The following is a 17,025-nucleotide window of genomic DNA, read 5'->3' on the forward strand; positions in this document are numbered from 1 at the left end:
ATGGATGATGGCATAAAAATCATGATGTCCCCGGTTCAGCTCACCGCTGTTATTTCGGATAAAACGGTAACTGAAGGAGAAACGCTCAGTAACCGATTGTATGGTGGGCTGAATCTTGCATTAGGAACGCTGGAATTAACCGGAGCAACCGCGCTGTGTATCGCGCCAGATCCATCTGGATTGACAAAAGCGGCATGTGTTGTTGTTGGTGCACACAGCCTTGATAGTATTAATGCGGCTGCTAATCAGATACTGACTGGCAGAAATACGCGTACAGCAACTTTCCAGGTTGCATCAGCGACGGCTCAAAAGCTTGGCGCTGATGATAAGACTGCAATGAATATAGGTTTAACTGTAGATATTTCCGTACCTATGGCGTTTGCGTTTGCTGCCGGCGCAGCACGCGTCGCCTCTGTCCGATTCGGTAAGTTAAAGCTGGCGGAGCATGAAGCCGTCAGAGGTATTAAGGCTGGCGGACATACTATCGCTAAGCATGTAAACATTCCTGAAGCAGATTTACTCGCACGTCTTGCACGAAGTCCAAAGACACCTCTTGCGAGCTCGTTTGTTAATATAGAGCAAGCAGAACGATTCATCAGCGCTGGCTTGAAAGCGAACCGCTGGAAGATCATGTATTGGGCTGCAGCCAAAAGCGAAAGCATACTGGAATTAACCTGGCAGGCCCGGACCGTAGTCGGTTATGGTTTCAGGCAGAGTAGTACAACCCGTCTGGAAGCTTATGCTGTCAGGATTGTTTTGCACCGTAAAATGTTTAACGGCAAACCCTATTATCTTCTGACTGCATATCCTTCCTTTTGAGGCTATCAATGAATACAAGCTATAAAAATATTGGAACCCTCATTCGGGTGTTTTTTGGTCAGGATTATGATTTGTTTGGGGAAACGGTCGAAGAAGTGCTGGACAGTTATTTAGAAACTGAGAACCCAAAAACAGCGGGAAAAGTATGTCTGGAGGCAGAGTACTTGCTGTCGCTGAATGAACAATCACTTACTGAGACGTTTGAATCCATCAGCCAGGGAGAGTTCAATCCTGAACCCTGGGGAGAAACCGAACGAAGCTTCCTGGAAAAGATAAAAAATTATCTGAGTGCAAGACTTCAACGTTAAAGGTAAACGGCGTTTCATGACGTTAACCGGAGCTTTTGCCTGGTATCAGGGCAGCGTTGATTCGTGTGGCAGTGCTGCACTGGTCTGTGAATGACGGACAAAAAAAGGGGCGATCATCCGATCGCCCCTTTTAACATTGAGGGTTTACGCCGTCACGGTTTCGGCATCACCTGACCGGCGCGTCACCAGCTTACGTAGGGCGACGTAGAACACCGGGGTCAGGAACAGGCCGAACAGCGTCACGCCGAGCATCCCGGAGAAGACGGTAATACCGGTCACGCCGCGCACCTCTGCGCCCGCGCCTTCACCCAGAATCAGCGGCACCGTACCGGCGATAAAGGCGATGGAGGTCATCACAATCGGACGCAGACGCAGACGACAGGCTTCCAGCGCCGCCTCTACAATGCCTTTGCCCTGAATCTCCAGCTCGCGCGCAAACTCGACAATCAGTATCGCGTTCTTACAGGCCAGCCCCATCAGCACCACCAGTCCGACCTGAACAAACACGTTATTATCTCCACCGGTCAGCCAGACGCCAAACAGAGCAGAGAGCAGGGTCATCGGCACAATCAGAATCACCGCCAGCGGCAGCGTCCAGCTCTCATACAGCGCGGCCAGCACCAGGAAGGCCAGCAGTACCGCCATCGGGAAGACAATCAGTGCGGTATTGCCCTGCGTTGACTGCTGATAACTCAGGTCGGTCCATTCGATGTTCATGCCGTTAGGTAACAGCTGACCGGACATCGTTTCCAGCTGACGCATCGCCTGCGCTGAAGAGAGCACGCGCGGATCGGCATCGCCAATCAGATCGGCCGCCGGGTAGCCGTTGTAACGGATCACCGGATCGGGGCCGTAGGTGGTGGTGATGTTGACCATGCTGCCAATCGGCACCATCTCTCCGCGGTCGTTGCGGGTGCGCAGGTTAGCGATATCCTCGACGCTGTCGCGGAATTCGCCGTCGGCCTGCGCCATCACCCGCCAGGTGCGGCCAAAGCGGTTAAAGTCATTCACGTAGGAGGAGCCGAGATAGGTCTGCAGCGTGCTGAACAGCGCCGTCAGTGACACCCCCTGCGCTTTGGCTTTATCCCGATCCACCTGCACATCCAGCTGTGGCACATTGGCCTGGTAGGAGGAGATAGGGAAGTGCATCCCCGGCGTCTGCATGATGCTGCCCGATAGCGTATTAATCGCCGTCTGCAACGCACCGTAACCCAGACCCGCGCGGTCCTGCACATAGAGCGAATAGCCTGAGCCCTGACCCAGCCCCAGAATCGGCGGTGGCATAATCGAGAAGCCAAAGCCCTGCTGGATTTGGGCAATCTTCGCATTGATCTCCGCGTTGATCTCCGCCGCGGTGTGCTTACGCTCGCTGAACGGTTTCAGGCCGAAGAACACCGTGCCGCTGTTAGGCGTATTGGTGAACTGCAGGGCATTCAGGCCGGGGAACGCCACCGCATAGGCGACGCCTTCGGTCTGCATGCCGATTTCGCTCATCTTACGGATCACTTCATCGGTGCGCGCCAGCGAGGAGCCTTCCGGCATCTTCACGCCACCAATCAGGTAGAGCTTATCCTGAGTCGGAATAAAGCCGCCCGGCACGGTGTGGAACATAAATCCGGCACCGGCCAGCAGCAGCAGGTAAACCGCGAACACAGCGCCACGCCGACGCAGCGTCCGGCCAACCAGCGACTCATAGCCATGTGCGCTGCGCTGGAAGAAGCGGTTGAAGGGCCGGAACAGCCAGCCAAACAGCGCATCAATAATCCGCGTCAGCCGGTCTTTCGGCGCGTGGTGATCTTTCAGCAGCATCGCCGCCAGCGCCGGAGAGAGCGTCAGGGAGTTAATGGCGGAGATGACCGTGGAGATCGCGATAGTGGTGGCGAACTGCTTATAGAACTGCCCGGTCACGCCGGAGAGGAACGCCATCGGCACAAATACGGCACAGAGCACCAGCGCAATGGCGATAATCGGGCCGGAGACCTCACGCATCGCCTGATGGGCTGCCGCGCGCGGCGACAGGCCCATCTCGATGTTACGCTCAACGTTCTCCACCACCACAATGGCGTCATCCACCACGATCCCTATCGCCAGCACCAGCCCGAACAGGCTCAGGGTATTGAGCGAGAAGCCGAGCAGATAGAGCACGCTGAATGTTCCGACCACCGACACCGGCACCGCCAGCAGGGGAATGATGGAGGCGCGCCAGGTCTGCAGGAACAGAATGACGACCAGCACCACCAGGATCACCGCTTCCAGCAGGGTCTGCACCACCGCTTTGATCGAGTCACGAACAAACACTGTCGGATCGTAAGGAGCCGCCCATTTCACATCATTGGGGAAACGGGTTGCCAGCTCATCCATTTTGGCGCGCACCGCATTGGAGAGATCGATGGCGTTGGCACCCGGAGCCTGGAAGATACCGATACCGACCGCATCTTTGTTGTTCAGCTGTGAGCGCAGGGCGTAACTGCCGGACCCCATCTCAATACGCGCCACATCACGCAGGCGCACCAGCGAACCATCTTCTGAGGTTTTCAGGATAATGTCGCCAAACTGCTGTTCGCTCTCCAGCCGTCCCTGCGTGTTGATCGACAGCAGAAAATCGCTCTGCTTTTTCAGCGGCTCGGCGCCGAGCTGACCGGCAGAAACCTGCACGTTCTGCTCCTGCATCGCGGTCACTACGTTTGAGGCGGTTAAGCCACGCGCCGCCACCTTGTTCGGGTCCAGCCAGACGCGCATCGCATATTCGCCCGCGCCAAAAATCTGGATCTGACCGACGCCCGGCAGACGCGCCAGCTCATCTTTCACCTTCAGGGTGGCGTAGTTACGCAGGTAGAGTGAATCGTAGGTATTGTTGGGTGAGAACATGTGGACGACCAGCGTCAGGGTCGGCGACATCTTCTGGGTGGTGACACCCAGACGCCGCACATCTTCCGGCAGACGCGCTTCAGCCTGCGCAACGCGGTTCTGCACCTGAACCTGCGCCTGATCGGGATCGGTGCCGGGACGGAAGGTGACGGTCGTCACCAGCACGCCGTCAGAACCGGCCACAGATTTCATGTACATCATGTTTTCGACGCCGTTGATCGCCTCTTCCAGCGGCGTCGCCACGGAATCTGCAATCACTTTCGGGTTAGCACCGGGATACTCGGCGCGCACCTGCACGCTGGGTGGCACCACGTCGGGATATTCGCTGATCGGCAGCAGCGGGATAGCAATCACCCCGGTCACGAAGATCAGGATTGACAGCACCGCCGCAAAAATAGGCCGGTCGATAAAAAAGCGGGAAAAGTCCATAGCGGCCTCGAATTAGTGAGCGGCTGCCGCACGCATGGCGACCTGCTGAGCAGTGACCGGCATGCCGGGCATAAACACTTTCTGCAGTCCGGCGACGATCACCCGGTCGCCCGATTGCAGACCCGCTTTGACGATACGCAGACCTTCCACCATCGCGCCGGGCTGAATATCGCGCCTCTGAGCTTTGCCTTCCCCATCCACCACGTAGACATATTTGCGATCCTGGTCGGTCAGCACCGCCTTATCATCGATCAGCATGGCCTCGAACTGCGCGCTGCCTGGCAAACGCACGCGGGCAAACAGACCGGGCGTAAACTGACGCGCCTGATTGTCGAGCAGGGCGCGCATACGAATGGTGCCGGTGCTGGCGGTCAGCTGGTTATCCAGGAAATCGACCTTGCCCTGATGCGGGAAACCCTGATCGCCGACCAGCGCAATCTCAACCGGCAGCGCATGACGCTGCTGGCCCTGACGCGCCATCGCCTGATAGTGCAGGAAGGTGTTTTCATCGACGTCGAAATAGACATACATCTGCTGCTGCGACACCAGCGTGGTCAATACACTGGCGCTGTCACCGGCGGTCACCAGATTGCCGGGGGTAATCATGGCGCGGCTGGCGCGACCGTCAATCGGCGCGGTGACGCGGGTAAAGTCCAGATTCAGCTGCGCCATATCGACGGCGGCTTCGGCGGCCAGTACATCCGCCTGCGCCTGACTGGCGGCAGCGCGACGCTGTTCCCACACCTCACGCGAAATCGCCTGGGTGCCAATCAGCTTCTCGCTGCGACCCGATTCGCTGCGCGCCAGACTCGCCTGGCTGCGCGCCCGGGCCAGCTCCGCCCGGGCCTGTTCCAGCGCCGCACGATAACTGCGGTCGTCGATGGTGAAGAGCACCTGACCTTTTTTAACCTCATCCCCTTCGCGATAGTTCACTGACTCGATATAACCAGAGACGCGCGGACGCAGCTGTACGCTCTGCACCGCTTCAACGCGACCATTAAAGTTGTCCCACTGGCTCACCGGCTTGATGAGCACCGGCGCGGCGCTTACTTCAGGCGGTGGCGGCGGGGCGTTCTGCGCCACACCCTTATCACAGCCGCTAAGCAGGCTGATAAACATGACCATCCCTGACAGGGTCAACCCCTGACGAACCCGGTTCGTAATCATTGTTGTTATTCCGCGATAAATAGAAAAGACGACCTGCAGGCCAATATTTGCAACTTTTAAGATTGCAATTAATCGCAGGGAGTGTAGGCTTGCGTCGCGGGCAACTGCAAGAATAACAGATACACTTTATGTGCGGTTTAGTACGGGGCGATGAAAGCCTGAGCAATCCGGGAAAAACCCTGAAAAAAGTGCGGCATTTAATGTACCAATAAAACTTGCATTAAATGGCATAGTCAGCCACCCTTAAGTGTAACTGCAACTGATACTAATACTTTTCGCTACAGCGACAGGAGAGACTGGAATGATGAGTGACGCCTTTATTCACGATTTAATCGACTGGATTGATAACAACATCGAAGCACGTCTGGACCTGGATACCGTTTCAGAGCGCGCGGGCTACTCCAAGTGGCACCTGCAGCGCATGTTCAAAGAGCACACCGGCTATCCACTGGGTGAGTACATCCGGGTGAAGAAGCTGAAAAAGTCTGCCGATCGCCTGACCAGCACCGATGAACCGATTCTGAACGTCGCGATTTCTTTGGGCTTTGACTCTCAGCAGTCTTTCAACCGCAGCTTTAAACGCCAGTATGGCGTGGCACCGGGTGCATGGCGTCGTCACAGCGGTGATTCGCACGCTGCATAACTTCGCCAGGGCCAGCCTGTCTGGCCCGCGCTTTCCTCCGGGCGCAAAACTGGTATCATCTGCATCCTGTCGTCACGGATGCCATCATGTCAAAAAAACTCTGGATTGGACTTTTCTTCGTCCTCGCGGCCTGCTTTTACGGCCTTAAACCTTATCTCAACACCGTTTCTGCGCCGGCTCAGGCCGATATCGCCACCCTGACCGATGCCCACACCGTGGCGCGCTGGGTGCTGCAGCATCAGCAGTTACCGGACTACTACCTGACCAAAAACGAAGCGCGGCAACGCGGCTGGAATCCGGCCAAAGGTAACCTGTGTGAGGTTCTGCCTGGCAGGGCCATCGGCGGTGACCGGTTTGCTAACCGCGAAAAGCGGCTGCCCCCGCGTGCGGGTCGCCAGTGGTATGAAGCGGATGTAAATTACCGCTGCGGACATCGCGACGCCGATCGTCTGGTCTACTCCTCTGACGGGCTGGTGTTTCTCTCCACCGATCACTACCGCAGCTTCAGGCAGGTGCCCTGATGCTTGAACTGAACTTTGATCTGCGCGAACTCACTACGCGCGCGGCTTTTTATCGCGAGTTTGCCGGGCAGAGCGGCTGCCCGCCGACCTTTGGTCATAACCTGGATGCGTTGTGGGACTGGCTGACGGGCGGCATGGCGCTACCTGCCACACTGCGGTTGCAGCATTACACTGCGCATCAGGCTGATTTAGCGCCGGTGCTGGCGCTGCTGGAAGAGGCGGCACAGTCGCTGGAAGGCGAACTGCACCTGATCGTGGAGTAAGCCGGCAACGGTTTTTATTGCCGTCTCAGACTCAGGTCGGCCGGGAAGCAGGGTGCAGCCGCACAGAGGCGAACTGCACCCGATTATCGATTACGTGCGCAGCGGCTTCAGCAGCGCAATCAGAGCCTCGCGGGCCGCCAGCGGCAGATCCCCACCGCCGGTATAGCCGTTGTTCTCAACGATCACCTGATTCAGTCCCACCAGCCAGTCGTAGATGTAATAGGCGGTGTGATTCGCCGGTGCCGCAGAGAGTCGGGTCAGGCGCTGACCGGCACCGAAGCTGACGCTGGGAGCGGGCGGGCGCGAGAAAATCACCTGGCCGCGGTTGACGCGGCTGGCGGGACGTTCTGATTCCGGGCGCTGTAAAAAGCCGAGCCAGGCCACAAAATCGCCCAGCACCGTCATCGCCCGCGTCACCTGCCGGTCGGCGCGGGATTCGTGCGTCACGCTTTGCGTGTCAGGTTCGTGCAGCGCCTGCTGCAGTTTATGCGCAATATCGGTGCGGAACCCGGCGGTGATCAGCTCTTCTACCAGCCACTCCATCGTCGCCTTATCCACGTTAAGTAACGCCAGCAGGCTGCGGTTTTCCGGCAGCTGACGCAGGTGATCCAGCCACAGCAGAAGCACCTGGCGCGGAAACTGCTGGCTGCTGTGCAGGCTCTGACGCGGCTGAGCCGGTACGTCAGCGGGTGCGTCACTGAACAGGTCAAATTCAAACCCGATGCCGAACTGATTCTCCGGCGCCTGATGGGCCGGTTTGCTGCCCGGCAGGGTCGCCTGATTGAGCCACAGTTGACGCAGTGCTTCGCGCGGCGGCTGCAGACGCTCCAGAAGCTCGCCATGCAGGCCGGTGCGATGCTGTAAACATTTCAGCAGCGTGTCGGCGATGTTCTGCTTGCGTGCCGCCTGTTCCGGGCTGGCACCCGCCTCGGTCCACGGCAGTAAACGCCGCTCTACGACGGTGTGCTGAATCTGCGCGAGCTGGGCCAGCAGCATGTCGCGGCGGGCGTCAGGCTGCATCTCATCCTGCAGCCAGCTCGCCATGCGATCGACGCCCGCGCGATCCAGGGCCAGCATGGAGCCCCAGTGCTGACCGGGCTGTCCCATCTGCCGCTGCACCGCCTCATCCACATTAATCTGCTGATGACGGGCGTCGAAGGGGGTGATGGCCCAGATGAGGCGCGGTTTCTCTGCGGCCTCCTGAGCAGGCTGCTGGCGCTGCCATTCGCGCAGCGTTTCGCTGACCCGATCTGCATCCTGACGCTGGCTGGCCGCCGTGCAGACCAGCAGCAGATCGATTGCCTGTCGCGCGGCATAAAAGCCCGGCAGCAGGGCGCGTTTCTGTTCCAGCAGCTGTGCGCGCAGCGGGTCCTGCTGCTGCAGGCGCTGACGATCTTCCTGGGTCGCCACATCGCTGGCGTGACCGGGCGCAGGCAGCTCCAGCATATCAGCATCATCATAGAGCGCGGTGCGCGGCGTGGAGCTCAGCGGCACCAGCACTTCCAGCGTCAGCAGGGCCAGCAGGCCCAGCGGGACGCGCTGGGCCTTGCCGATGCGGTTGCCGTTCAGCGGGCAGACTTCCACCGGCTGCTGCTGATCCTGTTCGCTGGCTGGCACAATCAGCTGCCCGGCAGGCAGCAGGGCGTTATCGACCAGCAGGCTTAAGGGGGCGAGCACCCGGCTGCTGTTACGCAGCTGATGGCGCAGATGCAGCAGCGTGCGCAGCATCTCGCTCAGCGCCGGTTCAGCGGGCCAGAGCAGGGAGAACAGCTGCACCCGGTCGTCGACGCTCAGCCAGGGCGCCAGCTCGACCGCCTGTGGCCAGAAGTGGCGATCCAGGCGCGCATCGTAGTGCGGACGGCGACGGCACCAAGACCAGAGTGTGACCAGCGCATCACTGTCCAGACCGGCCAGCGGCGAGGCGAGGCGATGGCGCTGCAGACGCTGCAGCCCGCTGTCGATCTGCGCCACGTCGGGTGTGCCCGCAGCGGAACAGGCGAGCATCAGACGGATAACTTCCGCGTCATTCAGCAGGGTCAGTTCAACCGGCCACTCAGTCGAGAGCGGCTCGCGCTGATGGCTGAAGCGGGTGGCGGTAGCAAAATCCAGGTTGCCGGGATTGACATGCTGGAACCAGTAGAGCTGTTTGTCGCCCATGCGGGTCACCAGCTGGCCCTGTGCATCGGCCACCATCTCGTTAAGCAGCCAGGCTTTGCCGGCCTGCGACTGACCAAACAGGGCCAGCGTCACCGGACGGGCGACCTGCTGTGCCAGCGCCTGGGTCTGCACGCGTGCCTGACGCAGTTGCAGCGTCAGCGTTTCCGCCTCCAGCGCCAGACGCGGCGACTGCTCACGGCTGTTCTCAATCCATTCCAGACTGTTGTTCAGGGCGTCCTGTAACAGGCCCAGACGTTTTGCCAGCGTCTGAGGCTGGCGGGGTTTCAGGGCTTTCATCGTTTACACACGCTCCCGCTGTCAATCCAGTATTGCGCATTGGCGTTGCCGGTCGCCGACAGGGTATTCAGCTTCAGACTCAACTGCTCCAGCGGCACTCGGGTGCCATCATCCAGCTGCGCATCGCTCAGCACCAGGTTTTCCGGGCCGGACGCACCGGGGCCAGCTTTGACCGCCAGGCGGATGCGCAGCACGCTTTCGCCCGCCACTTTACGCGCCAGCGTCGGGTCGTTCAGCGTCAGGCTGTAAAGCGGTGAGGCGGGCCAGCGATCGTTATCGAGCTGGCGGAAGCCCAGACAGACGTTACCCCGGATACGGAAACTGCGTTTCCGGTCCAGCGCAAAGCCGGGATCGTCGAGGTCAATGTCGCTGTAGCAGAGATTCTCATCCGTCAGGGCCTGGTTTTCATCGAGCATACCCAGATAGCGGATGGTCGAGTAAGGTTCAAAATCGCCCGCGCGGAACCAGAAGCTGCTGAGGCGAAGATCCAGCGCCAGCAGGCAGAGCATCGCGCCGACGGCGGCCGTCGATTTCGGGTTGTCGATGCGGCCATGCTTGTTGAACGGATACCAGTCGCTGGTGTGATAGCCTTCCAGTGACAGAATGCGGCTGCCCGGCAGCGGCTGCAGATGGCGCACCAGCGCCTGAATGCCAGGGAAGCGTGACGGACGCCCGGTCAGCAGCAGCACATCGCACTGGTAGAGCGAGACCACCTCACACATGGAGCGCAGCGCCGGGATGATGGCCATCCGGTGCTGCATAAACTCGCCGTGCAGCTGCGCGAGGCTCACGACCAGCGGCACCTGCAGCAGATCAAAGCGGCTGTTGCCGCCCAGCTCACGCTGGATCTCGCCGTTGACAAAGGCGAGCACCGCCTCGCCAGGCGTCTGCTCAACCAGTTCGCCGAACAGGGCGTTGATTTCTGCGTGACTCTCCAGCGGATCCCAGTTCTCATAGCGTTCCAGCACCGCCTGCGCCAGCGGAATAAACAGCTGCAGCGTAACCTGCTGACGCAGCGTGGCCTGACCGTCCATGCGGCTGTCGTGACCAAACAGCTTGTTCATCAGCGGTTCCGCCAGCGTCAGGCCCGCTTTCTGCAGGTGCTGCTGCAGCGCCGGTAAGATCCACAGCTGAATCACATCCAGCAGGATGTCATCGCCCGCCACCTTAAAGCCTTCACGAAACAGCAGGCGCGGCGTGATTTTAACGTTGTTGCCCTGACCATCATCCAGACGATACTGGGTAATCGCCAGGTCGGTGGTGCCGCCGCCGATGTCAATCGAGGCGATGCGCAGGCTTTTACCTGGCAGTTCGCCCTCATCGCGCGGCCGATCGGGACGCGCCATGCTGCTGAAAAAGTCTTCAGCGCGACCGGCAAAGTTGACCTGCGTCTCATTGAACAGCCAGACCATCTGACCACAGGTGGCTTCATCCCACTCCATCTGCACATCCGGCAAAGGTTTCGGGTTCTGACGAGGGACGGCCGGTGCCAGGTCATCCTCATCCGCGAGCCAGCCTTCGGCTTTCCAGACCAGCGCCAGCGCCTCCTGCATCCGGCGACGGAAGATTTCACGCTCCGGCTTGGGCATCGCGGACGGCAGCGTCAGGATCACATGGCGCAGCTGACGCGGCGCGTGACTCTGCGGCATACGCTGACGCTGAGCCGCGCTGTTCATCTGCATCAGCGCCTGAGCCAGCAGCTCACAGAGCATAAAGGTCATCAGCGAACTGCGGCTGTAGTGCGGTGAAAAGACCGGCAGACGATCGTCCGGCGCCAGCGTCGACAGCGGCTGGCCTTCATCGTTCAGCAGCGTGGTAAAGGGGGCACCATAAGCCAGCGGTTCCGCCTGCTCGCCCGGCGTGTTAAAGCGCCAGCCCGGCTGATAGCGTGCCTCATCCCACAGATAACGGCGCGGGCTGGAGAGGCCGGTGCTGCCCTCCAGTCCCGCACGCTGCAGGGCCAGACGGCTCGCCTCACGACCGACACGCGTCAGCGACGGCCACATAAACGCCTGTTCGCGCCCGCTCTCCAGCGAAAAGTTCGCTTTACCAAAGCGGGTTTCGGCAAATTCCAGACGGCTGTCAAACAGCTCGTTGTAGACCTGATGCGGCTGAGAAAGGTCGCGCAGCTGCAATTCATAGGTCTGCTTCAGGCCGTTGCTCTCTTCCGGGTGATCTTCCACCAGGATGCCGCAGGTGTGGGAGTTGCCCACATCAAGGATGATATCGACGTTGACTGCCGGGGTCTGCAGTGTGGCGGCCTGAATATGGATCTCGCTGAGGTCGAGCTGCTGGCCCAGCAGTTCCAGCAGATTCAGGTAGTGCGCCTGATACTCAAATTCACGCAGCGCCTGTTTGATCGCCTGCTCGCGGCGGTCGCTGACGCGGTCGGTAAAGGATTCGCGCAGCCAGCCATCGACCCAGGTCAGATCGAGAAAGTCGCCCAGCTCGTAATTGTGCCAGGCGAGGGCAAAGGTGACCCCATTCTGCGCATCCGCCGGGGTAAGGCCCAGCTGCTCGCCGCCATCCTCTTCCGCCACACAGCGGGTATCAAAAGCAAGGGTAACGCGATGGGTATTGCCCGCCGCGTCCGGTGCGGGCAGGGCAACCAGACGCATCCGCGCCCAGTTTTCAGGGCCACCGATAAAACGACGTCCGCTGGCGCAGCGCAGCATGGGCAGCGGCAGCCAGCAGGCTGACAGCAGCGTCAGGGAGTCCGCCAGCGCAATATCAGATTCCGGGCGCACCACTTCGGCAGCGCCGCCATCTTCCGGATAGAGCAGGAACTTTCCGCTGTTGCCATCGACGTTCAGGCGCAGCAGCGGGCCGTTGGCCGTCTGGCGCACAAACTGACGGCGCGCCGGGGTATCTGAGAGTTGCAGGCCAAAATCCAGGAACTGCACGCCGCTGTTTTCAATCAGCGAAATTTTTTGTTTGTCATCGATCAGGGGAGCCAGCATCGTTATTTACTCTCACGCTTAATCGTCATCGGGAAGACCCGGTCTTCAGCAAATTGCGCTTCGCACTGCGCTGCGCCAATGCTGGCGTGGCAGACAAGCAGCGGCATACGGTAGCGCGAATTGTTCTGGCACTTCGCGGTGTAGCGGCTCTCAATCACCAGATTACCGGCGCTGGTCATGGCGGCGCTGACATCGGCTTTACAGCTGGTATTACCCTGAGTGACCTGCACGCTGCCTTTACCATTTTTAAACTGGAAGCGCATCACGGGTGGCTTACCGGTTGGCGTCGGCATCTGGTTGATGGTGACCCGCCAGCGGCCATCGATCACCTGCACCTGCCCGTCACGCACCGCATCCGGCGTCACAATCAGATCGTCTGGCTTCGCCGGTACCGTCGGGGTCGCTTCACTGGCAAGGGTAGCAGACGCGGCGGCAGGCGGGGTCTCGGTGGTGCTGGCCGCTGACTGCGGCTGTGTGTCGGGGCGCGCTTCAGCCGTGGCCGTCACCGCTGGCGGGGTGAGGGTGGCCGGCGTCGTCACCGCGGGCGCGCTGGCGGCCTCGGTCGGTGCAGCAGCCACCGGAGGCTGGCTCGCCGTGACTGCCGGCGTGGCGGGAGCAGGCACCGTCGCCGGGGTCGCCGCTGGCTTCGCCGTTGCCACCGGGGTGGACTCAGAGGGTTGACGATGCAGCAGCACGGCCACCATAACGGCGGCGGCAATCGCGACCGGTGGGAGCAGATACCAGACGCGGAAACGACGACGCGCCGGGAGAGGCGCAACGGGCTGAGCGTCGACGGGCGCAGCAGGCTGGGGTTCCGGTTCAGGCAGGATCTCAGGTTCCGGAACCGGTGGCGGCGCGAGGATCTCCGGCTCTGCCACGACAGGCGCGGCAGGCAACACAGCCGGTGGCGGTTCAACCAGCGCCACCGGCAGATTCTCTTCCAGGGTGTCACGCAGGCAGGCCAGCGCGTCATCGCGGCTGCGCGCCTGCGCGTCGACAAAGCCCCAGAACGTGATCACCGGTTTGCCATCGACCAGATAAACATACTGCTGGTCGGGGAATTGCAGGGTCTTGCTCAGCAGCGCGCCAAACAGGCGCATCGACGGATTCTCTGCCGCGCGCGCGCGCGTACTGAGATCCTGCATATCCTGCTGGCAGGCGGTAAGGTGCTGCAGCGCCGCGCGACGCTCATGATCGCTGGCACCCAGCCAGGATTTCACCCGGCCGCTGAAAGGGGCATACCAGTCGAGGCGGTCGCCCCGGTCGTTGGCCTGGGGAATGGCCAGGCAATCTGCCAGTGCGCTTTGACGGCGCAGGCGCAGGGTTTCACGAATTTGCAGTGCTGAGGCGTAGACCGGCTGGCCATTTTCACCTAATGCCAGAACTGCATCTAAATTACCGCTGCGCAGAAAAGTTTTTGCCACCTGTTGGGCCCTTATCGGTCGTTGTCTGAGGCAGAAAATCGCGTGTTATCGACGATTACGTTGATTTTACGCGGGGCAATGACAAATCAAACGGCAGAAAAGGGGCTAAATCCAGCGTTTTTTTCACTGGCTGGCGGAAAAACAACCGCCAGTTCAGTGAGATCAGCAGATTCAGGCGCGTCTGCGCACCAGCAGCAGATGGGCGACAATGCCGCCCACCAGGCCCCAGAAGGCCGGACCGATCCCCAGAAGCGAGACGCCGGAAGCGGTGATCAGAAAAGTGATCAGCGCGCTGTCGCGTTCAGCAGGCTGTTCGAGCGCGCGCTGCAGGCTGCCGCCCAGCGTGGCAAGCAGAGCCAGTCCCGCCAGCGCTTCAATCAGCACTCCAGGCAGGGCGCTGAACAGCACGGCGATCAACGCCCCGGACGCACCCGCCAGCAAATAGGAAATTCCCGCCAGCACCGCCGCGCGCCAGCGTTGCTGCGGATCGGGGTCGACCTCATCACTCATGCATATCGCCGCGGTAATGGCCGCCACACAGACGGAAAAACCGCCAAACGGTGATAACAGCAGCGCCGTCAGGCCAGTCCAGCTCATCAGGGCAGACACCGGTGCACGATAACCGTGCGCCTGTAAGGTCGCGATACCGGGGGCGTTCTGCGACGCCATCGTAACCAGGAAATAGGGCACACCGATCCCCAGCAGGGTGGTCAGGGTAAAGTGCGGCATCACCGGTTCGGGCAGCATTACGCTTAAGGGCTGCGGCGGAAAGTGAATGGCGTGCTGCGCCAGCGCGACGGCGATACCGATCAGCAGGGTGACCAGAATGGCGTAGCGGGCCAGCCAGCGGCGGGCCAGCAGCCAGGCGAGACACATGCTGCCGCAGAGCACAAAGTTGGTCTGCAAATCGGCAAAGGTCTGCAGCCCGAAGCGCAGCAGAATCCCGGCCAGCATCGCCGCCGCCAGCGAAGCGGGAATGTGATTCATCAGTCGGGCAAACAGTCCGGTGACCCCGCACAGGACGATGAGAAGATTGGAGAACACAAAGACGCCCACCGCCTCGTTCAGCGAAATGCCATGAAAGCTGGTGGCCAGCAGCGCCGCGCCGGGTGTTGACCAGGCGGCCAGCACCGGCATGCGGTAGCGCAGCGACAATCCCAGCGAGGCGATCCCCATCGCGATGCCCAGTACGGAGAGCCAGCCGCCGATCTGCGCCGGTGTGGCGCCCGCCGCCTGAAACATCTGATAAATAATGGCGCCGCTGCTGCTGTAGCCCACCAGCACGGCGACAAAGCCGGAAACCACCATCGGCAGGGTAAAACGGGGATGTCCCACTCTTTTCATCATCGCTCTCTCTCACCCTCAGCGAAGGTGAATCTGTGTTGTGCGTTATAGCGCACATGATTGCATGATACGCTATAACGCACAAGTGCTACACTGGCAGCATAACGTCAGCTCATTGACGAAAAATGCAGGAGAAAAAATGGCAGATTTTCAGCAACACCTGAGCGCCGCGCTCAGACAGTTGCGCCAGGCCAACGGCTGGAGCCTGACGCTTACGGCGGAGCGAACCGGCGTCAGTAAAGCGATGCTGGGGCAGATTGAGCGCGGCGAATCGAGTCCGACCGTGGCCACGCTGTGGAAGATCGCCACCGGTTTCAGCGTTCCCTTTTCCTTTTTTATCGACGGACGGGTGCTTCCCTCTGGCGCGGTCGCCGGGTTCAGCCAGGCCAACGCCGAGATGACGGTTCATCCGCTGCTGCCTTACGATCCGCAGCTGCGTTTTGACCTGCTGGCGGTTGAGCTGGCAGCGGGCGCGCAGAGCCAGTCGTCCCCCCATGAAGCGGGCTGTGTCGAGCAGGTGGTGGTGATTGAGGGCGAGCTGCTGCTGGGCGTCGGTGATATCTGGCGACGACTGGTGGCGAGAGAGGCGTTCCAGTTCAGGGCGGATGTGGCACACAGCTACCGTAATCCGCTGGCGACGCCACTGCGTTTTCACAGTCTGATCCACTATCTGCAGCGGCCGGACGTTACAAATTGATACCTGAGCAAACTACACAGTTTACCTTCGTATCTCTATACTTTCGCCTGGCTATGGAGACCGGCAATGAGCGATCTGACTGAATCGGCAGCCCTGCTGCGCATGCTGGTGGGTAAGCTGAGTCGCCGCCTGCGCGAATCGGCCCCACCCGGTGAGTTAACCTGGTCACAGGTGGCGGTACTGGGCCATCTGGTGCGGGACGGGGCGATGACGGTGACGCAGCTGGCCGCGGCGGAAGGCGTGCGCAGCCAGTCGATGGGCAGCACCGTTGCGGGGTTACTGGCGGCGGATCTGGTGACAGGAGAACCCGACCCGCACGATGGACGCAAGACCCGTTACCTGCCGACCGCGGCCAGCCTGGCGGTGATTGCTTCCAGCCGCGCGATGCGTGACGACTGGCTGGTACGGACGCTGGAGGCCCGGCTGACGCCGGCTGAACAGCAGCAACTGACCGATGTTCTCCCTTTACTGCAGCGACTCGCTGACCATTCACTTTAAGGATTTAATATGGCTGTAACCACACTTGATGCAAAAACGGCGCTGATTGTTATCGACCTGCAGCATGGCATTGTGGCGCTGCCACTGGTTCATGAGCCGCAGCCGGTGATCGAACGCTGTGCCGCGCTGGCGGCGGCATTCCGCCAGCATAATCTGCCGGTTGTGCTGGTTAACGTGGCCGGTGGTGCGCCAGGCCGCACTGAGCAGGCCCGTCACAGCGGTGAACTTCCTGCCGACTGGGCGACGCTGGTTCCGGCAATGACGCCGCAGCAGAATGACATCACCATCACCAAAAAGAGCTGGGGCGCGTTTCAGGCCACGGCGCTGCACGAGGAATTGCAGCAGCGCGGCATCACCCAGGTGGTGATCTGCGGGATCGCGACCAGTATCGGCGTGGAGTCCACGGCGCGACAGGCCTATGAGTCAAGTTACAACGTCACGCTGGCGACCGATGCGATGACCGATCTCAACATTGATACGCACAACAACAGCATCAATCTGATCTTTCCGCGCCTGGGTGAAACCGGCAGCAGTAAGGAGATTGTTGCGCTGCTGCCGCAGGCCTGATCTGACTGAGTATCAGGCAAAAAAAGTCCTGCCACGGAGGGCAGGACAGGGATGGCTGAACGT

General features: G+C 60.4%; 14 protein-coding genes. 8 read left to right on the top strand and 6 right to left on the bottom strand.

Annotated elements, in window-relative coordinates; all coding sequences use genetic code 11:
* Positions 1–819, top strand: coding sequence for an RNase A-like domain-containing protein (locus FJW00_RS18500; RefSeq protein WP_140925282.1), 819 nt, complete (start codon positions 1–3; stop codon positions 817–819).
* An 8-nt stretch (positions 820–827) separates the two neighbouring features.
* On the top strand, positions 828–1,127 hold the full coding sequence (locus FJW00_RS18505) for a contact-dependent growth inhibition system immunity protein (protein WP_140925284.1): 300 nt from the start codon (positions 828–830) through the stop codon (positions 1,125–1,127).
* A gap of 144 nt (positions 1,128–1,271) precedes the next feature.
* Here the strand turns inward: FJW00_RS18505 and oqxB are convergent, their stop codons facing one another.
* The gene (gene oqxB, locus FJW00_RS18510; RefSeq protein ID WP_140925286.1) at positions 1,272–4,424 is read right to left on the bottom strand and encodes a multidrug efflux RND transporter permease subunit OqxB; all 3,153 of its coding nucleotides are present in this window, start codon (positions 4,422–4,424) and stop codon (positions 1,272–1,274) included.
* Between the two features lie 12 nt (positions 4,425–4,436).
* On the bottom strand, positions 4,437–5,591 hold the full coding sequence (locus tag FJW00_RS18515; protein ID WP_140925289.1) for an efflux RND transporter periplasmic adaptor subunit: 1,155 nt from the start codon (positions 5,589–5,591) through the stop codon (positions 4,437–4,439).
* Positions 5,592–5,892: 301 nt separating this feature from the next.
* Here FJW00_RS18515 and FJW00_RS18520 point away from each other — a divergent pair, with 301 nt between their 5' ends.
* The 3 genes from FJW00_RS18520 (at position 5,893) to FJW00_RS18530 (ending at position 7,018) form a co-directional block, all read left to right on the top strand.
* Positions 5,893–6,234, top strand: a complete 342-nt coding sequence (locus FJW00_RS18520) for a helix-turn-helix domain-containing protein (RefSeq protein WP_009090299.1) — start codon at positions 5,893–5,895, stop codon at positions 6,232–6,234.
* An 86-nt stretch (positions 6,235–6,320) separates the two neighbouring features.
* Entirely contained in the window at positions 6,321–6,755 is a 435-nt protein-coding gene (locus FJW00_RS18525; protein WP_009090297.1) for a ribonuclease domain-containing protein, read from the top strand.
* Complete coding sequence (locus tag FJW00_RS18530; protein WP_140925291.1) at positions 6,755–7,018, top strand: barstar family protein; 264 nt, start codon at positions 6,755–6,757, stop codon at positions 7,016–7,018. Before FJW00_RS18525 ends, FJW00_RS18530 begins: the two co-directional genes overlap by 1 nt.
* Before the next feature lie 90 nt (positions 7,019–7,108).
* Here the strand turns inward: FJW00_RS18530 and FJW00_RS18535 are convergent, their stop codons facing one another.
* The 4 genes from FJW00_RS18535 to FJW00_RS18550 form a co-directional block, all read right to left on the bottom strand.
* A complete protein-coding gene (locus tag FJW00_RS18535) occupies positions 7,109–9,472 on the bottom strand; it encodes a virulence factor SrfC family protein (RefSeq protein WP_140925293.1) in 2,364 nt (787 codons plus the stop codon).
* Entirely contained in the window at positions 9,469–12,432 is a 2,964-nt protein-coding gene (locus FJW00_RS18540; protein WP_140925296.1) for a virulence factor SrfB, read from the bottom strand. Before FJW00_RS18540 ends, FJW00_RS18535 begins: the two co-directional genes overlap by 4 nt.
* Before the next feature lie 2 nt (positions 12,433–12,434).
* A complete protein-coding gene (locus FJW00_RS18545; RefSeq protein ID WP_140925298.1) occupies positions 12,435–13,856 on the bottom strand; it encodes an SrfA family protein in 1,422 nt (473 codons plus the stop codon).
* A 171-nt stretch (positions 13,857–14,027) separates the two neighbouring features.
* Complete coding sequence (locus FJW00_RS18550; RefSeq protein WP_140925301.1) at positions 14,028–15,203, bottom strand: benzoate/H(+) symporter BenE family transporter; 1,176 nt, start codon at positions 15,201–15,203, stop codon at positions 14,028–14,030.
* Between the two features lie 136 nt (positions 15,204–15,339).
* Here FJW00_RS18550 and FJW00_RS18555 point away from each other — a divergent pair, with 136 nt between their 5' ends.
* The 3 genes from FJW00_RS18555 (at position 15,340) to FJW00_RS18565 (ending at position 16,962) form a co-directional block, all read left to right on the top strand.
* Entirely contained in the window at positions 15,340–15,897 is a 558-nt protein-coding gene (locus FJW00_RS18555) for a helix-turn-helix domain-containing protein (RefSeq protein ID WP_140925303.1), read from the top strand.
* A 66-nt stretch (positions 15,898–15,963) separates the two neighbouring features.
* Positions 15,964–16,395, top strand: coding sequence for a MarR family winged helix-turn-helix transcriptional regulator (locus FJW00_RS18560; RefSeq protein WP_009090285.1), 432 nt, complete (start codon positions 15,964–15,966; stop codon positions 16,393–16,395).
* 9 nt (positions 16,396–16,404) lie between these two features.
* On the top strand, positions 16,405–16,962 hold the full coding sequence (locus FJW00_RS18565) for an isochorismatase family protein (RefSeq protein WP_140925305.1): 558 nt from the start codon (positions 16,405–16,407) through the stop codon (positions 16,960–16,962).
* Positions 16,963–17,025: the final 63 nt, after the last annotated feature.

Origin of the sequence: Pantoea anthophila, assembly GCF_006494375.1 — a bacterium.
GTDB classification, from domain to species: domain Bacteria; phylum Pseudomonadota; class Gammaproteobacteria; order Enterobacterales; family Enterobacteriaceae; genus Pantoea; species Pantoea anthophila.